The sequence below is a fragment of the Mycobacterium sp. 1465703.0 genome (assembly GCF_001672975.1).
Lineage (GTDB): Bacteria > Actinomycetota > Actinomycetes > Mycobacteriales > Mycobacteriaceae > Mycobacterium.
This window is the reverse complement of sequence record NZ_LZKU01000129.1, coordinates 1-26,205: the sequence shown is the minus strand read 5'-3', so window position 1 is coordinate 26,205 and position 26,205 is coordinate 1. Positions and strand designations below refer to the sequence as shown.

The 26,205-nt window shown below is 65.8% G+C and carries 24 protein-coding genes and 3 pseudogenes; 14 read left to right on the top strand and 13 right to left on the bottom strand.

Translation table 11 applies throughout. The features are described from left to right. Positions 1–189, bottom strand: a 189-nt coding sequence (locus A5625_RS30110; RefSeq protein ID WP_232003599.1) for a hypothetical protein, incomplete at its 3' end; no start/stop codon positions are given. On the opposite strand from A5625_RS30110, the gene A5625_RS11420 reads away from it, so the two are divergent. Further along, positions 176–604: an amidohydrolase gene (locus tag A5625_RS11420; protein ID WP_197516051.1), complete on the top strand. Its 429-nt coding sequence runs from the start codon at positions 176–178 to the stop codon at positions 602–604. The two genes, A5625_RS30110 and A5625_RS11420, sit on opposite strands and share 14 nt — an antisense overlap. Before the next feature lie 6 nt (positions 605–610). Here A5625_RS11420 and A5625_RS11415 read toward each other — a convergent pair. Continuing rightward, a pseudogene (locus A5625_RS11415) lies at positions 611–1,207 on the bottom strand (TetR/AcrR family transcriptional regulator). A gap of 311 nt (positions 1,208–1,518) precedes the next feature. Here A5625_RS11415 and A5625_RS11410 point away from each other — a divergent pair. After that, complete coding sequence (locus A5625_RS11410) at positions 1,519–2,862, top strand: acetamidase/formamidase family protein (RefSeq protein ID WP_066993123.1); 1,344 nt, start codon at positions 1,519–1,521, stop codon at positions 2,860–2,862. 200 nt (positions 2,863–3,062) lie between these two features. Here the strand turns inward: A5625_RS11410 and A5625_RS11405 are convergent, their stop codons facing one another. Genes A5625_RS11405 through A5625_RS11395 form a run of 3 tightly spaced genes read right to left on the bottom strand, consistent with a single transcriptional unit; the run spans position 3,063 to position 6,920 of the window. After that, positions 3,063–3,479 (bottom strand): Zn-ribbon domain-containing OB-fold protein, encoded by a 417-nt coding sequence (locus tag A5625_RS11405; protein ID WP_066993107.1) that lies wholly within the window; start codon positions 3,477–3,479, stop codon positions 3,063–3,065. Further along, the gene (locus tag A5625_RS11400; RefSeq protein ID WP_066993105.1) at positions 3,480–4,688 is read right to left on the bottom strand and encodes a thiolase family protein; all 1,209 of its coding nucleotides are present in this window, start codon (positions 4,686–4,688) and stop codon (positions 3,480–3,482) included. Positions 4,689–4,697: 9 nt separating this feature from the next. After that, positions 4,698–6,920 (bottom strand): acyl-CoA dehydrogenase, encoded by a 2,223-nt coding sequence (locus A5625_RS11395; protein WP_066993104.1) that lies wholly within the window; start codon positions 6,918–6,920, stop codon positions 4,698–4,700. 187 nt (positions 6,921–7,107) lie between these two features. On the opposite strand from A5625_RS11395, the gene A5625_RS11390 reads away from it, so the two are divergent. From A5625_RS11390 to A5625_RS11380, 3 genes are all read left to right on the top strand, one after another. Beyond that, entirely contained in the window at positions 7,108–7,704 is a 597-nt protein-coding gene (locus A5625_RS11390) for a TetR/AcrR family transcriptional regulator (protein WP_066993101.1), read from the top strand. A gap of 107 nt (positions 7,705–7,811) precedes the next feature. Then, positions 7,812–8,909 (top strand): DUF1214 domain-containing protein, encoded by a 1,098-nt coding sequence (locus A5625_RS11385; RefSeq protein ID WP_066993096.1) that lies wholly within the window; start codon positions 7,812–7,814, stop codon positions 8,907–8,909. A 5-nt stretch (positions 8,910–8,914) separates the two neighbouring features. Continuing rightward, complete coding sequence (locus A5625_RS11380) at positions 8,915–10,087, top strand: sulfotransferase (RefSeq protein ID WP_066993095.1); 1,173 nt, start codon at positions 8,915–8,917, stop codon at positions 10,085–10,087. Positions 10,088–10,122: 35 nt separating this feature from the next. Here A5625_RS11380 and A5625_RS11375 read toward each other — a convergent pair whose 3' ends face one another. Then, positions 10,123–10,650, bottom strand: coding sequence for an MFS transporter (locus tag A5625_RS11375; protein WP_066993092.1), 528 nt, complete (start codon positions 10,648–10,650; stop codon positions 10,123–10,125). A gap of 271 nt (positions 10,651–10,921) precedes the next feature. Between A5625_RS11375 and A5625_RS11370 the strand changes: the two genes are divergently transcribed. Continuing rightward, the gene (locus tag A5625_RS11370) at positions 10,922–12,001 is read left to right on the top strand and encodes a DUF190 domain-containing protein (RefSeq protein ID WP_066993089.1); all 1,080 of its coding nucleotides are present in this window, start codon (positions 10,922–10,924) and stop codon (positions 11,999–12,001) included. A gap of 1 nt (position 12,002) precedes the next feature. Here A5625_RS11370 and A5625_RS29575 read toward each other — a convergent pair. The 5 genes and pseudogenes from A5625_RS29575 to A5625_RS11350 all read right to left on the bottom strand — a co-directional run. Beyond that, positions 12,003–12,101, bottom strand: a pseudogene (locus A5625_RS29575) (choline dehydrogenase); the annotation flags it as partial. A 185-nt stretch (positions 12,102–12,286) separates the two neighbouring features. Next, a pseudogene (locus A5625_RS11365) lies at positions 12,287–12,857 on the bottom strand (hypothetical protein). A 324-nt stretch (positions 12,858–13,181) separates the two neighbouring features. Then, a complete protein-coding gene (locus tag A5625_RS11360) occupies positions 13,182–14,075 on the bottom strand; it encodes a fructose bisphosphate aldolase (RefSeq protein WP_066993120.1) in 894 nt (297 codons plus the stop codon). Between the two features lie 139 nt (positions 14,076–14,214). Next, positions 14,215–14,787, bottom strand: a complete 573-nt coding sequence (locus A5625_RS11355; RefSeq protein ID WP_066993086.1) for a cytochrome b — start codon at positions 14,785–14,787, stop codon at positions 14,215–14,217. Beyond that, positions 14,784–15,815 carry a catalase family peroxidase gene (locus A5625_RS11350; RefSeq protein ID WP_066993117.1) on the bottom strand — a complete coding sequence of 344 codons (1,032 nt, stop codon included), beginning with the start codon at positions 15,813–15,815 and terminating at the stop codon, positions 14,784–14,786. The genes A5625_RS11355 and A5625_RS11350 overlap by 4 nt, the downstream gene beginning before the upstream one ends. A gap of 473 nt (positions 15,816–16,288) precedes the next feature. On the opposite strand from A5625_RS11350, the gene A5625_RS11345 reads away from it, so the two are divergent. The 6 genes from A5625_RS11345 to A5625_RS11320 all read left to right on the top strand — a co-directional run bounded on the left by A5625_RS11345 (position 16,289) and on the right by A5625_RS11320 (position 22,183). Beyond that, positions 16,289–16,666 (top strand): STAS domain-containing protein, encoded by a 378-nt coding sequence (locus tag A5625_RS11345; RefSeq protein ID WP_066993083.1) that lies wholly within the window; start codon positions 16,289–16,291, stop codon positions 16,664–16,666. Positions 16,667–16,725: 59 nt separating this feature from the next. Then, a complete protein-coding gene (locus A5625_RS11340; RefSeq protein WP_082984371.1) occupies positions 16,726–17,169 on the top strand; it encodes an ATP-binding protein in 444 nt (147 codons plus the stop codon). Positions 17,170–17,358: 189 nt separating this feature from the next. Beyond that, on the top strand, positions 17,359–18,495 hold the full coding sequence (locus tag A5625_RS11335) for a phosphotransferase (protein ID WP_066993077.1): 1,137 nt from the start codon (positions 17,359–17,361) through the stop codon (positions 18,493–18,495). Between the two features lie 129 nt (positions 18,496–18,624). Continuing rightward, positions 18,625–20,385, top strand: coding sequence for an amidohydrolase family protein (locus A5625_RS11330; protein WP_066993074.1), 1,761 nt, complete (start codon positions 18,625–18,627; stop codon positions 20,383–20,385). Between the two features lie 12 nt (positions 20,386–20,397). After that, positions 20,398–21,738 (top strand): SRPBCC family protein, encoded by a 1,341-nt coding sequence (locus tag A5625_RS11325; RefSeq protein ID WP_066993071.1) that lies wholly within the window; start codon positions 20,398–20,400, stop codon positions 21,736–21,738. Between the two features lie 184 nt (positions 21,739–21,922). Next, positions 21,923–22,183: a hypothetical protein gene (locus tag A5625_RS11320; protein WP_066993069.1), complete on the top strand. Its 261-nt coding sequence runs from the start codon at positions 21,923–21,925 to the stop codon at positions 22,181–22,183. Positions 22,184–22,197: 14 nt separating this feature from the next. Here the strand turns inward: A5625_RS11320 and A5625_RS11315 are convergent, their stop codons facing one another. Both A5625_RS11315 and A5625_RS11310 read right to left on the bottom strand, forming a co-directional pair. After that, a complete protein-coding gene (locus A5625_RS11315) occupies positions 22,198–22,869 on the bottom strand; it encodes a response regulator transcription factor (RefSeq protein ID WP_197516052.1) in 672 nt (223 codons plus the stop codon). Beyond that, on the bottom strand, positions 22,851–24,068 hold the full coding sequence (locus A5625_RS11310) for a sensor histidine kinase (protein WP_066993067.1): 1,218 nt from the start codon (positions 24,066–24,068) through the stop codon (positions 22,851–22,853). The genes A5625_RS11315 and A5625_RS11310 overlap by 19 nt, the downstream gene beginning before the upstream one ends. A gap of 133 nt (positions 24,069–24,201) precedes the next feature. Between A5625_RS11310 and A5625_RS11305 the strand changes: the two genes are divergently transcribed. Next, the gene (locus A5625_RS11305) at positions 24,202–24,582 is read left to right on the top strand and encodes a hypothetical protein (RefSeq protein WP_066993063.1); all 381 of its coding nucleotides are present in this window, start codon (positions 24,202–24,204) and stop codon (positions 24,580–24,582) included. Then, positions 24,575–26,205 (top strand): efflux RND transporter permease subunit (locus tag A5625_RS11300; protein WP_232003601.1); only part of this gene is annotated, 1,631 nt, incomplete at its 3' end. The genes A5625_RS11305 and A5625_RS11300, both read left to right, overlap by 8 nt.

Below are 26,205 nucleotides of genomic sequence, written 5' to 3'. Positions count from 1 at the left end.
GCCGTCTTCGAGCGGCTGGGCCACCCCGCCCCGCCGTCGCCGGAACTGACCGACATCGCCCATCTGGTGGTGCGCTCCTCCACCTAGCCGCCGAGAGACAACCGCGGCTCCGAGTAGGGATGCAACCGCACTGGCATACTCCCGTCTGAGCGCACCGCCGGACAGGAGTAATCCCATGTGTCCCGGCATGGTGCCGCACCTGACGCAATACGCGCAGCGCTTTCCGGACGTCCAATTCGTCATCGATCATTGCGGCGCCGCTTTTGATGCGCCGCCCGGCCAAGCCAGCATCGACGATGCGGTGGCGATGGCGACCTATGCCAACGTGGCCTACAAGTGGGCGCACGCACCGTCCTTTTTGTCGACCGAGCCGTACCCGTTCGGCGACCTCGAACCGAAGCGGCGCCGCGCTATCGACGCCTTTGGAGCCGAGCGCGTGATGTGGGCCAGCGACCCCACGATGACCCGACACCGGGCCAGCTGGGCCGAGAACTTGTTCAGCATCCGCGACTCGTCCTCGCTGCCGGAGGACGAGAAGGCCTTAATCCTTGGTGGAACGGCTCGCCGGATTCTGAAATGGCCAGCACCGCAAGCTAACTCGTAGGACGCGTCAGGCGATCGCGATGGCGGCAAGGCCGTGACGCACCCGGTCGGGCAGCGATCCCCCGTCGCTGAGCCAGTCGTCCAGGGCGATGCGGACCGCCGCCATCGCCAGCGCTCCGATCAGTCGGGGCCTGGGGGGCTGGGGTGCCAGCTCGGGTAACCGGGGCGCCATCAGGTCGGCGATCGCCGATTCGTAGCGCACGTAAATGCGCCCATGCGTCCATGCCTCCAGGGTTTCCGACGAGCGGGTCAGGGTGGCCAACTCGCGTACCTGGTCCTCGATCTCGGCGAATCCCTTCCCGAGGTCACCGAAGGCGCCGGCGACCGCCTCGACGGCGCTCAGTCCCGCGGGTTTAGGCGGCCAAGGCGGTGGTGATCCGATCCAGCCAGTGGGTGTTCATGCCCTCCGCAACGGCGTCTTCTTTGGAGTTGAAGTAGCGGAAAAGGTTGCCCGGCCGATCTCGGCCGTGTCGGCGATGTCGTCCACTGTGGCCCCGGCCAGGCCGCGGCTGATCACCAGCTGCGCGGCGGCCCTGGCGATGCGCTGCCGTGTCGCCGTGCGCTTTTGCTCGGCGAGGGACATCGACGTAGACGTCGCAGACATTCGCCCACCATATCCGTGTGTGCCGTTCCGTTGCTCAAGTCGGCGAAAGCGGGCGCTATCGCCGACGGCGCTGGGCCCGCCGGCCGAGCCGACATCACACACCGCATCCCGATCGATCCAAATTTTCGTAACCGAGTCTTAATTTGACCGGAACATCGTGATTTCATTACTACCTATATCGAAAGGTGTTGCGCGACAGCATCATCAACACTAATAGCGCTCATCACAAATTTGTATTGGACCAGAATTGTTCGTGGCTGCGAAGATCCGTGGAACATGTCGACCAACTCGATATTCCGGGAGACAAACCGATGGATCAGAGCTTGATGCAGAGTGCACGTGACACCATCGTCGAAGGTGTCGGCCGACGTGATTTCGTCAGAGCCGTCGCGGCAATCAGCGCCGGTGTCAGCGTAGCTGGCATCGCGGCCGGTTGCACCAGAACCGGTTCGGCCGCTTCAACTTTCAGTGCCACTCGGGTTCTTCAGCCAGGCGAAGGCGCCATCGGCGGCAATCACTACCTGCAGTCCACGCCCGACCAGGTGCTCTGGGGTTATGTCCCCAACGTGCATGCCAAACCGGTGCTGCAAATGAGGTCGGGTGAAACGCTCACCGTCGATGCCGTCTCGCACGAGGGCATCCTAGAGGATCAGGGGCGCAATCCCCTCGCGTACTTCGGGTCGAAGGGCGTCGCCAAATCCGAGGTCCTCACGGATGCCATCGCGATCGCTGCGGAATATCGGCGCACACCACGCGATTTCGACAAGGACGGACCCCACGTGGTCACCGGGCCGGTATTCGTCGAGGGAGCACAGCCGGGAGATGTGCTCAAGATCGAGACCCTGGAGGCGACGCCGAGAGTCCCCTACGGCGTAGTCTCCAGCCGGCACGGCAAGGGCGCATTGGCGAGGACCGCAGACGGAAATGCGCCCGCGGGAATCACCCTGCAGGAGGTCATGCCGCCGGTAAGCCAAGACCACCGGCCCAACCCTGACCCGACGAAGTACGGCGATGCCTTCACGTTCACCTCGATCGAGGATGGCCATGGCGTCATGCGTTATGGCAAGGCGTCCGTGCGATTTCCGCTCAACCCGTTCATGGGCATGATGGGCGTGGCCTTTTCGCAGGATTCCGATCTCACGGCGGCGAGCGCCAACTCGATCCCACCCACCCTCGGCGGGGGGAACATCGATATCCGGCTGCTGGGTGTGGGCTCCACTTTCTACCTACCGGTGTTCGCCGAAGGCGCGCTGTTTTACGCCGGTGACCCCCACCACGCGATGGGCAGCGGCGAAGTCGCGCTCACCGCGATGGAAGGATCGCTGCGCGGAACCTTCCGGCTCACGGTGTGCAAACCGAACTCGGGTGATGCGCCGTCGGTGGCCTACCGATACCCCTTCGCCGAGACCGCCGATCTCTGGGTGCCGATCGGGCTGTCCGATCCCGATGCCAGCGTCAACGGACAGATCAATGACCTCAACGTGGCGATGCGCCGGGCGGTCGTCAACGCCCTGGACTTCCTCGAGGCCGACAAGGGCATGGATCGGGCGACGGCGTACGCATACCTGTCCGCCGCGGCCGACTTCTGCGTCTCTCAAGTCGTCGACCGCACCGTCGGGGTGCACGCGCAGATCGACAAGTCGCACTTCAAGTGAGCCGTCTTTGCCAGAACCCCACCCGCGGCACGACGACCTACCCCGGCTTCCAGATCCTGGCCGGTACCGGCCTGACTCCACGGCGAATGTCCAACTACCTCGCCGACTGAGGTGCTGAAGTAGCGCTGGCCGGGCGGCGCCCGCCTAGCCGGGCGCTCGAACTCCCAGGCCCGGCTGGCAGGGCGCTCGGCGAAGCGCAGCTACTCCGGGGCCGGCTCGTAGCGCAGCAGCGTGACGTCGTGTTCCGGGTAGTCGCAGAACACCGGCTTCACCCGCATCCCGACCTTCAGGTGGGCCGGGTCGACGTTCACCATTTCGGTGGAAAACCTTGGCCCCTCGTCCCATTCGACGATCGCGAGCAACTGGGGGACGGCATCGGCGAAATGCGGGCTAACCGGCCGGTGGGCCACGGTGTAGGAGTACAGCGTCCCCATCCCGGAAATCTCCCGCCATTCCAAATCGTCGGCCAGCGTGCGCGGCGCGCGCACGCGCGGGTAGAACACATAGGCCTGTAGCGACGGCGAGTACTGGATGACGATGCGATGCTCGGCCAGCGCATCCCAAAAGGGCGCGCTGGTCGGTGTTTTGACGGGCATCGGCCGTTCGAAGTTCATCAGTCAGTCCCCTTGCAGAATCAGTGTGGTCTGCTCGGACAGGATGCCGCCGTTGCCGGACACGAACGCCCGGTTGCAGTCGGCGACCTGCGCGGCGCCCGCGCGGCCCATGATCTGCCGGGTGGCGTCGCAGACATGGTGCATCCCGCCGGCCAAACCCGCTTGGCCGAAGCCCAGTTGCCCGCCGGCTGTGTTGAGCGGGAAGTCGCCGCGGAAGGTCAGGTCATGGTTGGCGACGAATTCCATGCCCTTGCCCTTCTCACAGAAGCCGGCGTCTTCCAGCGACAGCAGCACGGTGATGGTGTAGCAGTCATAGATCGACACCATGTCCATCTGGTCACGGCTCAGATCGGTCATCGCGAAAGCGGTGTCGGCCGCGGCGGCGATCGGGGTATTGAGCAGATCCTCGGCGTACGTCGGCGTCTTGAACGGCACGTGCTCGCCGAATCCTTTGATCCACACCGGACGATTGCGCGACCGCTTGGCGAGGTCCGCGTTGGCAACGACGACGGCGGCGCCCCCGACGCAGGGCATGACGATCTCGAGCATGTGCAGCGGGTCGGCGATGACCGGGCTGGCCAGCACATCGTCGACGGTCAGTGGCTTGTCCTGCCAGATGGCGCCGTCGGTGTGGTTGGCGTTCACCCGCTGCTCGGCGACGATCTTGGCCATCGCCCGTTCGTCGTAGCCGTAGACTGCGGCATAGCGTTGTGCCACCTGACCGTACGGCCCGTTCTGCCCGAGGTTGCCGTAGGGGATCTCGAATTCCGCTTGGGGAGAACCGTATTGGTTGCTCGACGAGCCGAAGAACATCGCGTCGACCATGGGGCGGGGTTTCTGCTTGGACGACGGTGTGATGTAGCGGGCGGGCAGCGCGCACAGCACCGCATCGCAGATCCCCAGCTCGATGGCCGCGGCCGCGCGCCACACCATGGCCGCCGCGCTGGCGCCGCCCAGATCGACGTGCTCGGCGAACCTCGCCCCCACGCCGAGGTATTCGGCAATGGTGGAGGGCACGAAGATCTCCGACTCGGCGAGGTGTGATGCGGCGATCCCGTTGACGACATCACCGGGTAGGCCGGCATCCTGTAGCGCGGACGCGCTCAACTCCGCCCATTGTTCGAGGACGAACGGCGCGGGCGAGGCCTTGTTGAGTCGCTCGGGTGGCAGCTCCACGTATCCGACGATCGCGGCTTCTCCGCGTAATCCCATACTGTCGCCTTACTTTCGGGGTAGTCCGAGGATCATCTGCGCGATGATGTTGAGCTGGATCTCGCGGGTTCCGCCGCCGATCAATTCGGCCGGGAGATGCAGATAGGGTTCCACGACCGCGGCGTCGAGGTCATCGACCATCGCGACCTTCCCGGTCAACTGCAGCGTGGCCTGGAACGTGCGCCGCAGCAGCACATTCATCGCGACCTTGGCGATGCTCGACGCCGGACCGGACGCCTGGCCGTCGAGCAGCCGAATGGTTTCCCGCACCCCGAGCGCCCTGATCGCGTTGGTGTAGGCGTCGAGCTCGCCGAGCTCACGCACCGCGTCCTCACGGTCCGGTCCGGGTTGAGCGGCGAGCCGGCGCAGCGCGACCGCCCGGTCGAACTTGACGTATCCACCGATGGCCGAACGCTCTTCGGCCATTGTGGAGATCGCAAGACTCCAACCGTCGCCCGGGCCGCCGAGCAGCATGTCATCGGGAACAAAGACGTCGTTGAGGAACACCTCGTTGAAGTGCGCCTGCCCGGTCGCCGTCTTGATCGGCTGGATCTCCACCCCTGGGGATCGCATATCGAGGATGAAATAGCCGATGCCGCGGTGCTTGGCGGCTTCGGGATCTGTGCGCGCGAGTAGCGCGCCCAGGTCCGCGTATTGCGCCAAAGACGTCCAGATTTTGTGGCCGTTGATCCGCCAGCCACCATCGACCTTGGTCGCCCTGGTTGCCAGCGATGCGAGGTCGGAGCCGGCTCCCGGCTCACTGAACAGCTGACACCACAGGATTTCACCGCGTTGCGTCGGTGGGATCAGCTTCTCTTGCAAGTCTTTTGGTGCGGCGGCCAGCACCGAGGGCAGAATCCATTCGGCGATGTTCAGCGATGGCCGAACCAGACCGGGTCGCTTGGCGAACTCCTCGTCGATGATGAGCTGTTTCAACGGATCCGCATCGACGCCCCACGGCGCCGGCCAGTGCGGCGCCATCAGACCGGCGTCGGCGATCAGGGTGCGCTGCGGCCCGGTGGCGAGGTGCTCGTAGTCGCCGTGCGGTGCGGGTTTGTCGTTGCGCAGCTGCAGGGCCGCATCCAGCGTCTCGGCCACCCAGGAACGGAATTCGGGTTCAGCGTCGCCGAGATTCACCGACATGTCGCGCGTCTGGGTGCACGTCAACGCCCCCAGCCGGCGCGCCCAACGATTCGCCGGACCTATCGATCCGGCCAGACTGATGGCCCGCCGCCAGTACAAGTGCACATCGTGTTCCCAGGTGAAGCCGATGGCGCCAAGCATCGTTAGGGCGTCGAGCACCAGATCCGGGGCGGGCGAGATCGCCATCACCGCCGCACCGGCGGCGGCGATGCGGTGCTGGTCGAGTGATTCGTCGACCGCACGCACCGCGTCCCAGGCCGCCGCGGTGGCCAATTCGCTGCTGACCAACAGCATTGCAGCGTTGTGCTGCAGCGCTTGGAAGGTGCCGATCACCTTGCCGAACTGCTCGCGGATGCGCAGGTGCGCGGTGACGGCCTGCACACACCACTGCACGATGCCGGCGGTCGTGCTGGCGACGAGTCCCACGACCACACATCGGGCGCGCTCGGGGTCGATGCCGGTGAGCGTCTCGGAGTCGGTCGCGCGGTAGTCGTCGAGTCGCAAAATCCCGGCATCGGCGACCAGGTCGGTACCAGATACGGGTTCGGCTGTGGCGGTGGGTGTTTCGCTGTCCACTACCGCCCAGACGACGTCGCCGTCAGGGGCGCGAGCGCCGACTAGAATGATCCGCGCCGCGCACACGCCCGCGGTGACCTCCGACGCACCACTGATCAGCCATTGCCCGTCCTCGGCCCGCGCGTGCAGGCCGTCGTCGGGAAGCACGATCGCCGCGGTGGCGCCGCCCGCAAGATCCCGCAGCAACGACTGCGCACTCGGCGTGGGATCGGCGAGCAATGCGACGGCTCCGGCGGCCACCGTCGGCAGCAGCGGCCCGGGTAGCAGCGATTTGCCCGCCGATTCCAAAACGCACGCGGCGTCGATCAGCCGTCCGCCTTGCCCACCGACATCATCCGGCAGGTGTACGGCATGGAAACCGTTGGCGACCAGGGCATCCCACCACCCGGGAATGCGTCCCGCCGCGAGGTCATCGAAGCTGTCGCGAGTCGTGGCAATGGGAGCATTCCGGGCGGCGAACTGCGCCACGGCGTCGGTGAGCTCCTGCTGCTCCGGACTGAGCCCCAGGCTCACGAGGACGGCCGAGAGATAACTGGGGATGGCCGCACGGACTGCTATCCTTTCGACTCCGATAGCCGCGTTGACAAGACGGACCGTCTCGTCTTGTGGCAGACTACCGGGGCGGATAAGGATATGTAAAGCGCCCCCGATCGCCGGCGAGCGGCTTTCGATCTGAGTTCGCAGAAGCGAGGACCATGAGATGCCAACCGATCTCAGCGGGGTGAACGCGCAGGCCGGCTCGCCCAGAAGACGCAGCGAGAAGTCCCGCACAGCAATCGTCACCGCCACCCGTGAATTGCTCCTCGAGCGCGGGTTCGACGGACTGTCCATCGAAGCGGTCGCGGCGCGCGCCGGCGTGGGCAAACAAACCATCTACCGCTGGTGGCCCACGCGCCCGGCGCTGGTCGCCGACGTCATGTTGGAAGACGCCGACAAGCTGCTCGCGTCGGTCGACCACACCGACGACCTGGTCGCGGACCTGGTGGGCTGGGTGGGCAAGCTGTTCACCAGCCTGACCACCCCCCGCGGATCAGCGATGCTGCGAACGCTAACCGTGGCCTGCATGGAACACGAAGACACCGCCGTCAAACTTCGCGCCGGATTCAGCGCGCCGCTGCACGACAGTGTGCGGGCCCGGCTGCGTGCCGACGGCATCAATGAGGCCACCGCCGATTCGGCGGCGGACGCGATCGTCGGCGGGGTGGTGTATCCGATTCTTTCGGGTGCGCAGCCCTATTCGCGACGCCGAGCCGAACGGACCACCCGGCTCATCGTGGAAGCCCTGACCGAAAGCTGACGAGCGGACGATCAGCCGGCCTCGTCTCGGATGACCTTGTCAGCGTGGCTAATTCGCGGATCTGCGTTTCGACACCGAAACCTAAGACATAGCCTTAGCATGAGACGGTGTCTCAGACTCGCGAAGCGTCCGATCAGGCCGCCCCGCAGGCGCGCGCCTGGTGGCAGCTCTTCCAGCAGATGCTCAACGACGTCACCAAGATCATCACCGAAGACGCCGAGTCGGAGCGGGAGCTCACCGAAGGGTTGCGCCTGATTGCCCGGGTCTCGTCATTGTGTGCACAAATGACGGTTGAGGCCGACCCCGACCGTCCGTCGTTCTTCGATATGTGTTCGGAGAACAGGATGGTCGGTGGGCCCAACCCCGACGGCAACTACTACCTGGCCATGATTCGCGGCGACCGCCGCTACCGGATCACCGGAACGCGGGGCACCAGCGCGTATTTGGGAATACAAATTCTGGCCGGCACCGGGCTCACGCCGCGGCGGATGGCGGGCTACGTCAGCGACGTCGACCTGGTGCTCAACTCGGGCGAGTTCGCGCTCGTGCTTTCGGCCGACGAACCCGCCGATCTGGCCGGCGCCCAGTGGGTGCAGATTCCGCCGGACGCCTCGTCGGTGGTGGTCCGGGAATACATCGGTGACCGGGCCGGCGAGCAATTGGCCGCGCTGCAGATCGAGGCACTGGACCCGGGACCCGTACCGACGCTGACCGACGATGTGCTGGCCGAGCAGTTCACCGCGATGGCGTGGTCGCTGATGAAACTCGCGACGTTGCACCGCACCATCAAGCCCGAACTGCTGGACAATCCGAACACCTTGTTGACCGCGCAGGCCGCCGATCTGGGTGCGGCTGACACCACCCCGGACAACCTGTACATGATGGGGACATTTCGGCTCGACCCCGGCCAGGCCCTCGTCCTCGACATCGCGCCGCCCGACACCCGGTACTGGAACGTCACGCTGGAAAGCATCTGGCATGAGTGTTTGGAGCCCTGGCGACGGCACAGCTCGGTGACGAATCGCGGCGTGCAGCCAGATGCCGACGGGCGGGTGCGGATCGCGATCTCCGCCGAAGACTTCGGGTTTGGCCATTGGCTTGACACCGGTGGCCGTCATCGTGGCTTCGTCGTCCTGCGCTGGCTGGACAATCCAAGCCCGCCCGAGGTCACCGTGTCGGTGCACGAAGCCGAGGAGCGGAGATGACGGATATGACATTGCCGGACCGATTCGCCCCGGAACGGCTGATCACCGCCGCCTGCGAGGAAGTCGGCAGCGACGACTTCGGCGCCGAGGGCTGGCGGCCCGGACTCCACCGGGTCGCTGACGGTCTGATCAACGACGCGTGCCTGTCCGATATCGGTGTCGAGATAGCCCACCTCGACATCATGCGGGCTTTGAAGAACCGGCTCGGCGTAATCGCGTGGCGCAAAAAGCATCCCGAGGTCGCGGCCGAAGAGATCAAGACGCCGATCTTTATCGTCGGCCAGCCGCGCACCGGGACCACGATCCTCTACGACTTGCTCGCCCAGGATCCCCAGTTGCGCGCCCCACTGACCTGGGAGGTCGACGAGCCGTGTCCGGTGCCGCAGCCCGAGACCTACCACAACGATCCGCGCATCGCGCAGGCACAGGCCAGCATCGACCTATCCGAACAAATTGTGCCGGGCTTTTTGGCCTTTCATCCCATGGGCGCACTGGTCGGCCAGGAGTGCGTGCGCATCACCGCCGCCGAGTTCGTCAGCATGATCTTCTCGGTGCAGTATCGGCTGCCGCGTTACTACCGTTGGCTGATGTATGAGGCCGACCATGCCGGCGCCTATCGCTTTCACCGAATCTTCCTGCAGCACCTGCAGTCTGGCGTGCCCGGACAGTGGCTGTTGAAGTCGCCGGCGCACCTGTGGCAGCTCGACGCGCTGTTGGCCGAATACCCGGACGCGTTGATCGTGCAGACCCACCGCGATCCGCTCAACGTCATCTCGTCGATCGCGGCGCTGACCCACCACCTGCGGCGGATGTGTAGCGACGAATCCAGCATCGCCGAGTGCGCGGCCCAGTCCTACGAGGAGATTGTCGTGGGCCTGGACCGCGAGATGGCGTTGCGCGACAACGGCGCTGTGCCGGCCGGACGGGTGATCGATGTGCAATTCGCCGACTTCATGAACGATCCGTGGACCACGATCAAAGACATCTACCAACGGCTGGACCGCGAACTGCGGCCCGACGCCGAACAGAAGATGCGCGACTTTCTGGCCTCGCATCCCTCGGATGACGGGCGCGGCCGTTACACCTGGTCGGACACTGGGCTGGACGCCGTCGAGGTGCGTGACCGGGTGAGCGCCTACCAGGACCGCTACGGGGTACCGACCGAACAACTGCGCTGACCTAGCAGGAGCCGGTGTGCGGGTCACCTCCGGAATCAGGCTGGCGCAGAACCGAATTGGTGATCGACGGGGCGCCGCAGCATGCTCGACGCTAGGACAGCGACGACCATCCAGGCGGCGGCGTATCCAAATGCGGCGGCCGGGGAAACCACGGTATACAGCACCCCGGCCACTATCGTGGCGATGACGTCGCCGCTGGCTCGCACCACGCCCAAGACACCAAATTCACTGCCGCGCAAGTGGTCCGGCAGCAGCTGAGCCACCATCGCGGACGCGGTAGGTTCAGCCAGCCCAATGCCGGCACCGGCGGCGCAGAACGCCACCAGAAGAAGCCACACCGCATCCACGCCGATAGCGAAGAGCCCGTACCCGAACACGTACACCGCGGCTCCGGCCGCGAACACGATACGCGGTCCCCCGCGGTCATACCATCGACCGGCCACCAATGACGCAAGCGTCGCGACCACGTTGTGGCCGGCATATATCACGATCGCGAGTGACGTGGCCGCGGTAATGGATCGGTATGGCGTGTTAAGCAGCTGCGTGGCACGGAAGATGAGCAACGTGGTGGCGACGTTGCCGAATTCGAAAAGTGCTACGGGGGCGCCAGCGCCCGAAGCATTCCGGCGTTGCGCAAGCTCGCCAAATCGAGGTGCCGTCGTGCGACCTCACCGGTCGTGCGAGCGCGGTGACGGGCCTGCCGCGCGGCGATGAAGTGGCGCCCCCGATTGCTCTCTCATTCGCGGCGTAGTATCGCCCGCAAAACGACGGGACGGATGACACCCGGGCGGCGCGATGAAAGCCTATGTGTATAGCAATATCTGAGGAGCGGCAGTGGACGACGACTGTCTGAAGCTCACCACCTACTTGGCCGAGCGTAGGCGAACCGGGGACAGCTTTGTCTCCGATGTGTTGCTCGGCATGTACGCACAGCACCGCATTGCTTGCGGCGTCCTGTTGCGCGGCATCGGTGGGTTCGGCACCGGCCACTATTTGCGCACCGACGAGTCCTTGTCGTTGTCGGAGGACCCGCCGGTGGCGATCATCGCGGTCGACACGCGAGCGAAGATCGAGGCCCTGCTCGACCCGGTGCTGGCCGTCAAGCAGCGGGGCCTGGTCACGTTGGAACGCGCTCGGTTGCTGCACGAGAGAATCGGGCCGATGGAGTTGCCCGAGGATCTGCGCGACGCCGTCAAGTTGACGATCTACGTTGGCCGCAAGCAGCGCGTCAACGGGTCACCTGCCTACATCGCGCTCTGCGATGTGATGCACCGGCGCGGTCTCGCGGGCGCTACGGTGCTGCTCGGCGTGGACGGTGTGGCGCACGGAGAACGCCAGCGGGCGAATTTCTTTGGCCGCAACGCCGACGTTCCGATGATGATCGTGGTTGTCGGTTCCGGTGAGCGCATCGGCCGGGTGCTACCGGAAATCGAAGAGCTGCTGCGCAGGCCCCTCTTCACCTTCGAGCGGGTGCGGGTATGCAAGCGCGACGGCCAGTTCTTGGAGCAGCCGCACGCGCTGCCCGGCGCCGACGAGCGCGGCTTACCACTGTTCCAGCAGCTGACGATCTATACCTCCGAGTCGGCACATCACGGCGGTGTGCCGATTCACCGTGCGATCGTCCAGCGGCTCCGGCAGGCCAGAGCCGCCGACGGTGCGACGGTGCTGCGCGGCGTCTGGGGTTTTCACGGCAATCACCCGCCCCACGGTGACGGCTTGTTCTCGCTGACCCGCCGGGTGCCCGTCGTCACCATCGTCATCGACACCCCGGCCAACATCGCCGAATCCTTCGCCATCATCGATGAATTGACGGCGGATGAGGGGTTGGTGACCAGCGAGATGGTGCCCGCGTTGGTTTCCGACGACGGTGACAATGGGCAGGGGCCACCGCGCATGGCGCGGCACCGCTATTAGCTCAGCCCGAGTGATCGGCGATGAGCAGTGCGGCGGCGCGTTCGCCGATGATCACGCTGGGGGCCATGGTGTTGCCAGTGGTGACGCCCGGCATGATCGACCGTTCATTGTCGATTGCTCCTTGACCGTCGGTCGATTGGCAACCAGCATGTCTGGACGGTCCGGCCTCGACCAGGCCGCGCTATTCCTGGTAGCCCGCCGGTCAGGCAGCACGAATGTTTAAACGAATTGCTTTGCGGTGCAGCTTAACTGGAGGTGCTGTACGCCGGATGCGCCCACGAACGCCTATGCCGGAGACTGCACCAGGCTGGAGAGCAAACGCAGCCGTTCCTCCGACGGTGTGCCGGCGTCCGCGTAGTAGGTGACCAATGCCTGCCGTGTTTCGGGAAGGACGAAAGCGCGGTAGCGCAGGTCGAGCGGGCCCACCTGCGGTGATCTATCAGCGCCAGGCCGCTTGTCTTCTGCTTGACGTCCTGGCGGGCCCACAGTGTGCGGAAGTCCTGACTGGCGATGCTCAGTTCGCCGATCAGCTTTTGCAGTTCAGGATCGCACGGACTTTCTTCTGCGATGTTGAAGCGCAACCGGGACACCAGGATGCCGGCGATCTCATCCCAGTTACGAATCCACGTAACTCTGGCTCCAGGAAGACGAACCGCAGATGGTTGGCGCCCGGCGCGAAATACGGCATCAGCGCCCCCGCTAATGCGTTGCTGAGCAGAATGTTCATATGGCGGTCCTGGACGTACGCGGGGGTCAGATTCCATGTGTCAACCAACGTCTGAAGGCCCGGATCCACTTTCTCTGCCGCAGCCGCCGCACGCCGGCGACGCCGCGGAGGGTGGGCCAGGGTGTGCATGTACTGCGCGGCGTCGTCGTTGAGTTGCAGCGCGCCGGCCAGCCCATCGAGGACCTGGTCTGAGGGCTGCCGCTTCCCGGCCCTGCTCGAGCCGCAAGTAGTACTCGGCGCTGATGCCGGCCAGCAGTGCGACTTCCTCGTGGCGCAAACCCACCACCCGTCGGCGTTCACCTTCGGCAAGGCCGCGGGTTTCAGTAGATCGCGGCGGGCACGCAGGAACGTCGCCAGCGCCTGTTGATCCGCCATGAACCGACCCTAGCGCCGATCGGCGCCGGCTGGATGGGCGAATTGCTACCAGGAACGCAGCGGTCGGGAAGACCGTGCTCAGCCGGCGACGGAGGCGTCGTAGATCGACTGGATCGCCTTGTCCAAAGTGGAGTTGAACTGCTCGTCGGACTGGTCAACGGTCAGGCCCTCGGTCAGCGCGCGGCTGAAGCTGGCGATCAATCCGGTGTTCTTCGCCAGCAACTCGTTGGCCTCCTCGCGCGAGTAGCCGCCGGAGAGTGCAACCACCCGCATCACCTTCGGGTGCTCGATCAGGGGACGGTAGAAGTTGACTTCGGTGGGCAGGCTCAGCTTGAGCATCACCCGCTGGCCGTCGGGCACAGTGTCGAGCTGTTTGGTGATCTCGTCGCGCAGAATGCCTTCGGCTTCGGCCTTATCCGAAATCGAGATGGTGACTTCGGGCTCGATGATGGGCACCAAACCGTGCGAGAGCACCTGGCGGCCCAGCTCGAACTGCTGGGCGACGTTCGCGGCGATGCCCTTGGGGTTGGCCCCGCCGATCACCGACCGCTCCTTGGTACCGAACACACCCAGCTTCGCGGCCCGGTCCAGCAGCTCGTCGAGCCCCGGAATCGGTTTCATCAGCTGCACATCGTCGGACGCGTCAGCCAGACCTTTGTCGATCTTGAGAATGGGCACCACACCCTTGGTCTCCCACAGGTAGGTGGTCGACGGCTTGCCCGCGATCTCCCGGTCCATCGTCTGCTCGAACAGGATCGCGGCCAGCACGCGGTCACCGGTGAAGGCCGGAGAGGTGATGATCCGCGAGCGCATCTGGTGGATCAGGTCGAACATCTGCTCCTCGGAGGAGTAGGCGTTGTCCTCGATGCCGTAGAGGCGCAGCGCTTTGGGCGTCGAGCCGCCACTCTGGTCGAGCGCCGCGATGAATCCCTTCCCCGACGTCATCCGCTCCGCTTGCTGCTGGTTCGACATTGAACTCTCCCGGTTATCCATGGCCTCGTCTGCGCGGCACGCCCGGCCGGTGACCACACGCGCTTAAGCTTGAATCGTGCCGATCATATTCGGCCACTTCAGACCCCGGCAGGCAGGTGGTCAGACTGCGATTTTGGTCTCAGACGCGGTCTGGTTGCCGCGAGCCGGGCCTGGTGCGCCACAGCGCCATGCGGTCGAGGAGCCGGTCACGCAAGACGAGCGTGTGGAAGAGTACCGCCGTCATGTGCGCGGTAAACGCGAGGAAAAGCAACAGCGCCAGAACGACGTGGCACTGACGAAGCACCGCGAAAACGTCGATGTTGTGCGGGGCAATGCCTGGCAGCGCAATGGGCCCGACCAGTGTGATCGGGTTTCGCGCCGCCGACAGCATGGCCCACCCGACCAGGGGCTGAGCGAGCAGCAGGCCATACAGCAGGTACTCCGACCACGTGGCGATGCGGCGCTCGGCTCTGCTCATGGTGGCCAGGAACGGCGGCGGCCGGTGAGTCAGCCGATTGATCAGCCGGACCAGGGCGAAGACCAAGATCAACAGACCCAGCGGGCGATGGATGGCCAGCAGCAACGGGTAATAGCTCAAGGCGGCGATCATGGTCACGCCCACGAGCAACTGCGTGATGACCATCGGCGCCATCAGCCAGTGCAGAATGCGGGATGGCAGCGTGAACCGCGCTGCGGCGGTGCCGGCCGTCATCGCCGGACCGCTTCGACGTCAACCGGGCTGGGCGTTTTGGGCTCCCCGGCGCGGCGAGTGAACGAGCGGGCGTAGACCGCAGAGCGCGCCGCCAGAAGCGGATCATCGGAGGCGGCGATGCCGTCCGGCAACACCAGCGGGTCGAAGTTTATGTCGCGCGCGTTGCCGGCCGCCTCGGTCTGCGCGGCGGAAATGGTGACGGTGCCGGCCTCGATGCTGCGCCGCGTCGACGGCCAGGGCTTGGTGGCGTCATTGGTCGGATCGCCCGGTTCACCGATGGTGAGCACCAGCCGCCAACTCAGCGGCGTGTGCGCCAGCGTGCGGATGAGGGCGTCGAACAAGTAGTCGTTGGTAGCTGGCCTGGACGGCGGGGCCGTGATGCCGGCGTCTTGCTGCGGAACCGCGGACCAGCGCACCGGAACCGTCGTACCGGCGCTGTTGGTGAACCGGAAGGCGTTGAGCCCGTGGAATGCGCTGTCGGCGAATCCTGTGCTGGGCGGTGTCTGCTTGATGATGCGCATCGCCGCGGCGGTCTCGGGATGGCGGTGCAGGAACGCGGCCATCTGCTGCGGGTCGGGCTTCCCGGTGCCGGGCACGGGCTTGGAAGCGAGCAACCGGTCGTAGAAGCCCTGGGGAGTGCTGTCCGGAAAGACCGGAATGTTGATCATCGCGGTGCGCCATTGCTGGCCGTCCGGCCCACTGAACAGCAGCCCCAGCCCGCGGACGGTGTCGAGCTTGTCGGCCTGGTCGGGCAGACCGCCGGACAGCGAAAACCGGCCGATCACCGGAACGCTGCCCCGTCGAAAGACCGCGGCCCGACAAATAGCCGCGCCGGCCCCGGTGCTCACAAACGTTCCGACCGCGCTCAGGCCTTTAGCGTGGTTTCGCCGGAAACCGTCGTGCCGGCCGTAGACATGCTCGAAGTGATCGGCGAATCGGGGCGGAGTCAGCGCGCCGGGTCGCAGCCAGCCGCCGGCATAGGCGAAGCCGCCCACGTCGATCGCGGCCACACCGGCCACCGCGCCCATGCCCAGCAGCGCGCGGCGGCTCAGCGGACCGGACCGCGGCGGTGCGGCGGAAATTTCTGCCGGGTCCTCGGGCTGCTCGCCGCTGGCTGGCCCGTCTTCGCGCTCACCAGTCTCCACGGCCCACCGTCCTTCCCATTTGTGCAGGCCACACCCAATGCGATGCGAGCGAAAACGGTGGGAATGATTCACGCACGGGCTGTCGCCCCGTGCAACTTCTGCGCTGGCCGCGACACACATCCGGACTACGTCGCGGCGGCCGAAATCGTTCAGCGTTTTGAGCGTGCTACGCCGCGTGTCCTACCATTGGCTAAACACTTGTAGCTGTATCTGCATTTAGCAGCGCAGATCGACGGAGTGCATCTCCTCCGTAGACAAGCGTGTTCCCGCGGGGTTGAATCAACAGCCCCCGGTTAAGGCAGTGGATGTCGAGATTTATCGGTGTCCCACACGGGACCGAATGTGAGTGATGGACCATGGGCGAACAATCCGGCGATTTCGTCGATCCAACCGGTTTTGAAGTGGGCAAACACCAAGTAGACCAGGCGGTGGTGCTTACCGTCTCCGGCGAAGTCGACATGCTCAGCTCGCCGCTGCTGGCCGATGCCATCCAGACGGCGCTGGCCACCAAGCCGGCGGCACTCATCGTTGATCTGTCCAAAGTCGGTTTCCTGGCCTCGGCCGGGATGACCGTCCTGGTGACCGCGCAGGCCGAGATTGAGCCGCCGACGCAATTCGCCGTCGTCGCCAACGGCTCGGCCACCAGCCGGCCGATCAAACTCATGGGGATCGATAGCGTGCTCTCGCTCTACAGCAGCCTGGACGGCGCGCTGAGCGGTATCGCTGGTGAGTGAGCCGCAACAGGGTGAGGACGCAACCGGGAACGATGGGACGCTCTGAGCAGCAGCAGAACGTGTCGAATGTCGATGACCAGTCCCGTTTCGTACGCACGCGGGTGGCCGCTGACGCACGCAGCGCCGCGCGGACCCGCGCCGAGTTCGGGGTCTGGCTGGAACGGTATTTCTCGCTAGACGACGACCGCTTCAGCGATCTGCTGCTGGCGGTCAACGAGGCGATCGCCAATGCCGCGGAATTTGCCTATGTCGATGCCGCGGAGCGCGGCACGGTCGACGTGCCAGCGGCCTACGACCGCGATTCGGACACCCTCGCGGTGACTGTCGACGATCGCGGCCGGTGGCGGCAGAAGGTGCCGGTACAACGCCGGCAGCAGATGCGTGGCCGCGGCATCCCGCTGATGGAGACGCTCGCCGACGAGGTGGTCATCGACCGCACGCCGCAGGGCACCCGGGTCACCTTGACCTGGGACAACATGACACGACCCGGTTGTAACGCCTGATCAGCCGGCCTGCGTCGGCATCCTTGGCGCGGCAGGACCGGCGCGTTGTCGAAGTCTTGAACAGGTGCATCTCCCCACCCGATGGCCGAGTTCGCGGTCGAGGTGATCTGATGTCTAGACGTTCAATTCGTTTTGCCCTGGTGTTAAAGCGCAGCACTGCGGCCGGCCAGCGAATCAGGATGGATGGATATGAACAGTCCTGTGGGACAGGCCTTGTCGATTCTCGGTCTGGCCGCTCACCTGGGCCGCGGCGCCCGCCGGGTGGCCACGGACGCGGTGGTGGGAGGCCGTTTCGGCTTACCGCGGACTGTCGAAGACATCGACACCGCCGTGCTGTCCCGGCTGATGGGAACCACCGTTCGGTCGATCCGCGTCCTGAGCAGGGACGCGGGCACCTCCTCGCGTGGCCGGCTGGTGCTGACCGGCAAGAATGTGCCCGAGTCGGTGTTCGTCAAAGTCTCGGCACAAACCGCCGCCACTCGGCTGATGGGCGAACTGGGACGCCTCGGACACACCGAAGTGCGCTTCTACCGCGAGCTCGCACCCCAGGTCATCGGCGTCCCCTACTGCTACGGCGCGGCATTCGATGCCTGGACCGGCCGGTACCTGCTGGTCCTGGAAGACCTGCCCGCCGAGTCGTGCGAGTTCCCGGACACCTTGCACCCGCTGTCGGCTGACCAGGCCAGCCTGGTCATCGAGTTGCTGGCCGAACTGCACGCCACGTTCTGGGACCGGCCGCACCGCGAGGGGCGCGGGTCGATGGGCTGGCTGTACACCCCGTCAGGCGACGTCACATCGTTGTTGACCGGTTCGCTCATGCACGCGTCGATCAAGCGTCTCGCCGAGCGCACCACCGTTGCGGTGGACAACGGCAAGTTCATCGCCGACAACTACCGCGCGGTCGCCGCACTCATCGACGCTCCCCCACACACCGTCATGCATGGCGATGCCCATCCGGGCAACGTGTACTTCCAAGGCGGCAAGGCCGGATTGCTGGATTGGCAGGCAGTGCGGCGGGGACACCCCTCCCGCGAACTGGCCTACACCCTGATCACCAGTCTCACCCCGGAGGACCGCCAGGCCACCCAGCGCGAACTCCTCGACGACTACCGGCGCGCGCTGATAGCGGCCGGCGGTCCCGAGCTGGAGCGCGACGACCTATGGTTGCGGTTTCGCCAGGCTGCGCTGTACGCCTACACCGCCCCGCTGATCACCGCCGGAATGGGCGGAATGCAGGTCGAAGACATCGCCATCGAAGGCGTGCGGCGCGGCGTCGCGGCGCTCGATGATCTGGAAACCGTCGCCGCCCTGAAGAGTTCTCTGTAGGGCCGGCTCAATTCAGCTGAGGCTATTGCCTTCGTCGCGCCAAGAGTTACGCTACCTACCGTAGCGAAATGCTGCGCGCGTTATCGCCCAGCCCGCTAGAGACAGCTCACGACGGCGAAGAGGAGTCTCATGTTCGACCTGAAGATCATCGGTGGAACCGTCGTCGACGGCACGGGGGCGGAACGCTATCAAGCCGACCTGGGCATCAAGGACGGCAAGATCGTCGACGTTGTCCGCCGCTCCGCCAACGACCCCGCGATGGACGGGGACGCGGCCGAAACCATCGATGCGACAGGGCATGTGGTGGCCCCCGGCTTCGTCGACATCCACACCCACTACGACGGCCAGGTCAGCTGGGACAGCCTGCTCGAGCCGTCCAGCGGCCACGGCGTCACGACGATCGTCACCGGCAACTGCGGCGTGGGCTTCGCGCCGGTGCGGCCCGGCAGCGAGCAGTGGCTGATCGAGTTGATGGAGGGCGTCGAGGACATTCCCGGCACCGCGCTGACCGAAGGCATCACCTGGGGCTGGGAAACCTATCCCGAATACCTCGACGCGATCGGCAAGCATAACTACGCCGTCGACGTGGGCAGCCAGGTCGCCCACGGCGCGATTCGCGCCTACGCGATGGGCGAGCGCGGTGCCCGCAACGAACCGGCCACCCCGGAGGACATCGAGGCGATGGGCCAGCTGGTGCGCGAGGCGATCGAAGCCGGGGCGCTTGGATTTTCCACGTCGCGCACGATGGGCCACCGCGCGATGGACGGCGAACCAGTGCCGGGCACATTCGCCGCCGAAGAAGAGCTGTTCGGCCTCGGCCGCGCCATGGCGGCCGGCGGCCAGGCGGTGTTCGAACTGGCACCGCAGGGAGCCGCGGGCGAGGACATCATCGGGCCCAAAAAGGAACTCGACTGGATGCGCCGGCTCAGCGGCGAGATCGACCGGCCGGTGTCCTTCGCGCTGATCCAGGTCGACGCCGATCCGAAACTGTGGCGCGAGATGCTCGACCTCTCCGCGGACGCGCACGCGGCCGGCGCCCGGCTGCACCCGCAGATCGCGGCGCGGCCGTTCGGCATGATGATCGGCTTCCAGGGCCACCACGGTTTCAGCCATCGACCGACCTACCGCCGGCTGAAGGCCGAGTGCAGTCGCGAGGAACTCGCGCTGCGGCTTGCCGATCCCGCGGTGAAGGCCGCGATCTTGGCCGAGGATGATCTGCCCGTCGACCCCACCCTGTTGTTCGACGGCATGTTCGCCCTGGTGCAGCACTCCCTGGGAAGGCTGTATGCGCTGGGCAATCCGCCGGATTACGAGCCGACACCGGATCGCACCGTCGCCGCCATCGCCGCGGCGCGCGGGGAGGACCCGCTGTCCACGCTGTACGACCTGATGCTGGAGTCCGACGCGACGTCCATGCTGATGCTGCCGTTGTTCAACTACGCCGACGGCAATCACGACGCGATCCGCGAGATGATGCTGCACCCCGCCGGCGTCCTCGGGCTTTCCGACGGCGGCGCCCACTGCGGGATGATTTGCGACGCCTCCTATCCGACGTTTCTGCTCACGCACTGGGCGCGGGACCGGCACCGGGGCGACAAGCTGTCGCTGGAATATGTGATACGCAAGCAATCTCGCGACACCGCTCACCTGTTCGGTCTCACCGACCGCGGCACCATCGAGCCGGGCAAGAAGGCCGACATCAACGTCATCGACATGGACGCCCTGACCCTGCACCCGGCGGCGATGGCATTCGACCTGCCCGCCGGTGGGAACCGAATCCTGCAGGGGGCCAGCGGTTATGCGGCGACCATCGTCAGCGGTACGGTGACCCGTCGCAACGATGTTGACACCGGGGCGCGCCCCGGCCGCCTAGTCCGCGGAGCGCGTTAAAAGCTGCGGACGATGGCAACGGCGGCCGGCAATCCGGCGCGCACCCGCGACGAGGATGCCATTGGCACCCCGCCGCAGAACCCGACCCTGGTGCCCGCCGAGCGCTACTACTCCCCCGCCTTCGCAGCACTCGAGGTGCAGCGGATGTGGCCCAGGGTCTGGCAGCTGGCCTGCATGGTCGACCACGTCGCGGCGCCCGGCGACTATTTCGAATACCGCTGCGGGCCATACGGAGTGCTGATTATCCGCGATGACGACGGGGTGCTGCGCGCGTTCCAGAACGTCTGCCGGCATCGCGGCAATTCGCTGTGCACCGGCTCGGGGTCCGGCTTGCATGAGCTCAAATGCGGCTATCACGGTTGGACCTGGGATTTGGCCGGCGCGCTGAAACGGGTACCCAACCGCAAGGGCTTCGGGTCGTTGCGGATGTCGGATTTTCCGCTGATACCGGCTCGGGTCGAGACGTGGGAGGGGCTCGTCTTCGTCAACCTCGACCCGGGTGCGATGCCGTTGGCCGAGCACCTGGAAGCGGTGCCCGATGACATCGCCTGGTGCCACCTGGAAGATTTCCGCTGCTATGCGACGCTCACCGTCGAGGTCGACGCCAACTGGAAGACGATCGCCGACGGTTACAGCGAGACCTACCACATCCAGACCCTGCATCCCGAGCTTCTGCGCTGCGTCGACGACATCCATGCGCCCCAACAGATCTGGGGCCATACCGGCAAGTCGGATCAGCCCTATGGCGTGCAGAGCCCGCGCTTTGACGGCGCGCTGAGCGACGAAGAGGTCTGGGACGCCTACGTCTACACACAGGGAGCGCTGATGGGCGCGGCCGAGGGCACCCCCTTCCCCACCGACGAGCGCCGGCCCGGTCAGACGGTTGCCGACATGATCGCCGACCGCACACGCGCGTTCGCCGCGAGCCGCGGCGTGGATCTCAACTGGGCTGACACCGACCGAATGACCCGACTGCACCAATACAACGTGTTTCCCAACATGACGCTTCTGACCAACGCCGACCACCTGACCGTCATGTGCTCCAGGCCCGCGGCCGACCCCTCCCCGGACAAGGGCGAGCTGATCATGTTCTTGATGACACGCATGCCCCCGGGTGCTCCCTACACCAAGCCGACGGACGTCCGGATGGCCGCCGATGCCGCCGAGCCGGGCGTGGTGCTCACTCAAGACATCACGGTGCTGCCGGGGTTGCAGCGCGGGATGCATCAACCCGGCTTCACCCACTTGGTGTTGTCCAGCGAGGAACGTCGCGTGATCAACATGCATCGCAACCTGGAGCGCTACCTCGATCTGCCCGCATCCCAGCAAATGAGCGGCGGTACAGACAAGTGATCTCTCGCAACATAATCCGTGTACACAAGGCCAAAATGGCCCCGGGCGTTTTAGAATCCCGCTTGTGATGACCCCGTCTTATCCGTGGGGGGATGATCGAGGGCAACTTGTGCGGCAGCTCCGGCAGCCGTATTACACGCTCCGCCAAAGGCGCGCACGCCGTCTATGCCACAACTTCGAACGCGTGGGTGTTCGAACGGCACCGGAGCGGCTGCGGGAAATGTTGGATGGTGCACCGCTGGCCGCTCACGAACTGATCAATGTGAACTTCGCGTTGATCGCGATCCGGCTTGACCGCGAGTCCCGCTCCGCGCGATACAAGCGGCTCAAGCAACGCGGCATCCGTTCGCTGATGTTCGCGGCCCTGGTCATGGTGGTGCTGAACTTCCTGGTGTGCTTGGCCTACGTGCTGCTGAATCTGACGGCACAATCCGCGCCGATGTAAGCCGTTGTGGGTGTTCAGCGCGGCGCGACAATGCCGTTGTCGTACGCGTAGACGATCGCGGCAGCACGGTCCCGCAGATCGAGCTTTCCGAAGATCCGCCCAATGTGGCTTTTGACCGTGACACCGGAGATGCACAGTTGGTCGGCGATCTCCGGATTGGACAGACCCTGACCGATCAAGGTCAGAACGTCGAGCTCGCGGGTGGTCAGCTCGCCGATCGCGCTGCCGCGCGGTCCGGGGGCGGCCTTGCGGTAGGTGTTGAGCACACGCGAAGTCACCGCGGGATCGAGATAGCTGTCGCCCCGGGCGACCGCCCGCACCGCGCGGATCAGCTCCTCGGCTGAGGAGTCTTTGAGCACGAAGCCGGCCGCACCGGCACGCAGCGCCCCGGACAACAACTCGTCCTCGTTGAAGGTGGTCAGCGCGAGCACCGGCGGGCTGCCGCCCAACCTGCGCGTCGCTTCGATGCCGTCGACGCGGCGCATCCGCAGGTCCATCACGACCACGTCGGGCCGGTGCTCGGCCACCGCGGCGGGGACCTCGTCCCCGTCGGCGCACTCCGCGACGATGACGAAACCGTCCTTGCGGCGCAGGATCCGGCGCAATCCGGACCGCACCAGATCCTGGTCGTCGACCAGCAGCACGGTGATCTCCGGCGTCGCGTCGATCACGCCTTGCACCACCATGGGCGCCACGCGCTGTCGCCTTCGTGCAGCGGTATCTCGGCGCACACCGACCATCCGTCCCGGGTGGGGCCCACGTCGATCGCGCCGCCGAGCAGCTCGACCCGCTGACGCATGCCGCGCAAACCCCGCCCTTCGGGCGAGCGCCCGGCCACCACCGCAGCGGGAAGCAGATTGGTGACGGCGAGCCGTGCGGTTGCCGACGAAATATCCAGTACCACACCGGCTTTGGAATCCGGCGCGTGCTTGGCGACGTTGGCCAGCGATTCCTGCGTGATCCGATACAGTGCGAGGCCGACCGCGGCCGACACATGGTCGGTGGGCCCTTCAACGCACAGCGTCACCGCCAGACCGGCCCGCTGAAAACTTTCGACCAGTACCGAGATGTCGTCGATCCCGGGTTCGGGTGCGGTCTGCGCGGTTTTGACCGGCCAGTTGTCGAGCAGCCCCACGGTACGACGGATGTCGGCCATCGCCTGGCGGCCGAGCCGCTCGGCCTGCTCCAGCGCCTCGACCGCGTCATCGACGTCGCGATCCTGCTGCAGCGCACGCCGGGCACCCGTCACGTGCAACAGGGTGATGCTCAGCGAATGGGCGATGACGTCGTGCACTTCGCGCGCGATGCGGCGCCGCTCATCGGCGGCGGCGTGTTCGGACAGCATCTCCTGCGCCTCGATCTGTTCGGCCAGCAACAGCCGCTGGGTGCGCATCAGGTAGCCGAGCAGCCAACCCGTGCCGATGAAACCCAGGTACAGCGCCACCGCGTCCAGGCGGTGCAGCGCGGACGCGGTGAGCAACAACGCGGCTGCTGACCCGGCAGCAAGGAATCCGCCCAACACCGACGCCAACGTTGCGACGACCAAGACCATCAGGACCAATAACGCCGGTGCGAAATCGGCGTGAATAGGCGTCGACGTCGCAAACAGCGTCAGCGCGGTGGACGCCGTCCAGGTCGCCCACAACGGACCCGGGGTGATCTTCATGTTGAAGACAAAGAACGCCAACTCCGGCGACAGTGCTATCGCGAATGCGGTCAGCGCCACGGGCAGATCGTCGTTGGGCCGCTGCAGCGTCCCGATCACCCCGCCGAGCACCAGGGCGACATCGACGGCGATCATCGCGGCCCAGGTAATACCGACGGGAAGCAGCTCGCTTCGCCGGCGAAGCTGTTCCCGCAGGTAATTCGCTGCGGCATGCACCATCGTCCAATCCTAGAAGAGCTAGGCGACACGGAACATCCTGCTGCGGTCGGCACCCGTCTCCGCCCGTGGTATGAGACAAAGACTGCACTTCGGCACGACGCGCGGCGGGCAGCTGTTTTCCTAGCGTCGAGTCATGACATGGACACTGCTGCACGACCGGATGGCCTTCATGGCCAAGGTGATAAAAGCCGCTGAGACTGATTCCGAGGCGGCACCTGCGTTGATCGACAACTCATCCGAGGTGTCCGAGCTGTTCGGCGACGAGGAAGGCCTGATGCTTTCGCTCGGCCAGCGATGGATCACCATGCTGGTGGCCAAGCTGGATCAGGCGGCCCATGAGGGCGCGCCGGCCGAGCAGGTTCGCGCCGATCTGCAGGCCGCTGAGCCCGGACTGCACGCGTTGGTGAAGATCGGCACCCGCCGGTCGCTGCGGGTGCGCTCGCTTACCCGCGGTGAGCATGTGGCTGTTGGCCTGTTCGGCGGGCCCGCGAGCGATCGGCAGACCGTTGCATGACCGAATGGGCAGCATTGCGCGCTTGACCGCCCGGTACGCGGTCGTGATCGTCGGGCTCTGGCTCCTGGCGGCGGCCATCGCGAATCTGGCTGTCCCGCAATTGGAACGGGTCGTCGACGCCCATGCCCGATCCTTCATGCCGCCGGGTGCACCGAGTGCGGTGGCTGCGTCCCGAGCCGCCCAGTTGTTCAACCAGACACCCAGCAACAATTTTGTTTACGTTGTGCTGGAACGCGATCAGCGGCTGACGCCGACGGATCGTCAGTTCTACGACGCGATGACGACCTCGCTGGGTTCGGATCAGCGCCACGTGTACGCGGTGACCGACCTGTGGTCGCAGCCCGCCACCGCCGCCGGCGCACAGAGTGCGGACGGCAAGGCGGTCAGCGTGATGGTCCGGCTGGCCGGCATGCTCGGCACCGCACAGGCCCGCGATTCGGTGAACGCCGTGCGCGGCACCGTTCAGAAATTCGCACCACCACCGGGCCTGGAAGTCCATGTCACCGGTCCCGGTGCCACCATCGTCGACGAATTCTCCGCGATCGACCGACAGATGCTCGGGATCACCGCGGCCACCATCGGTCTCATCCTGTTGCTGTTGCTCGTGGTGTACCGATCACCGATCGCAGCCGCGATTCCGCTGATCTCAGTCGGGGTCGCCCTGACCCTGGCGCGCGCTGTCGTCGCCGCCCTGGGGCAAGCCAATATGGTTGAGGTGTCCTTGTTTTCGGTCGCACTCATGGCGGCCATGACGCTCGGGGCCGGCACCGACTACGCGATCTTTTTGGTGGGCCGCTACCACGAAGGCCGCCGCCACGGTATCGCACCGGCGCAGGCATTGACGCAGGCGTACCGCTCCATCGCGCCCGTGGTGATCGGCTCGGCACTGACCGTGTCGGTGGCGCTTGCCTGTCTGGTGTTCGCCCAGGTGGGCTCATTCCGAAGTGCCGGATTACCCTGCGCCATCGGCATTCTGGCGACCATGGTGGCGGCGCTGACCCTGACGCCCGCGCTAATGAGCCTGGCGATACGCCGCGGCTATCTGGAACCGCGCGTCTCGAAGACCGCGCGGCGCTGGCGCCGCGTCGGAACGACCGTGGCGCGCTGGCCCGGCCCGATCCTGGTGGCCGCGTTGGGAGTTACGCTGCTGATCGCGCTGCCGTTGGCCAGCCTGCGGATCGGTTTCAACGAACCCGCCGCCACGCCGTCGTCCACCGACTCCAACCGGGGCTATGCCAGCGCCAACCGGCACTTCCCGCCGAACGCGCTGTTGCCTGACGTCGTCGCGATTCAGGCCGACCACGACCTGCGCAACCCGGCCGGTCTGATCGCCATCGAGCGGATCACCCGCCACATCATGGCTGTACCGGGGGTGCGTGCCGTGCAGTCCGCCAGCCGCCCCGACGGCAAGGTTCCCGAACAGGCGACGTTGAGCTATCAGGCCGGTGTGCTCGGACGCCAGTTCGGCGACACCATGGATTCGCTGACCCAACGCCTCAAGCGCGTCGCCGAACTGGACAACGCGCTGGCGCAGACCCAGGTTGCCGTCGACGGGCTGGAGCACACGGTCCACCGTCGAGCAGATCGGATTGGTGGCGCAGTCGGGGGTTCGCCCGACGAAGT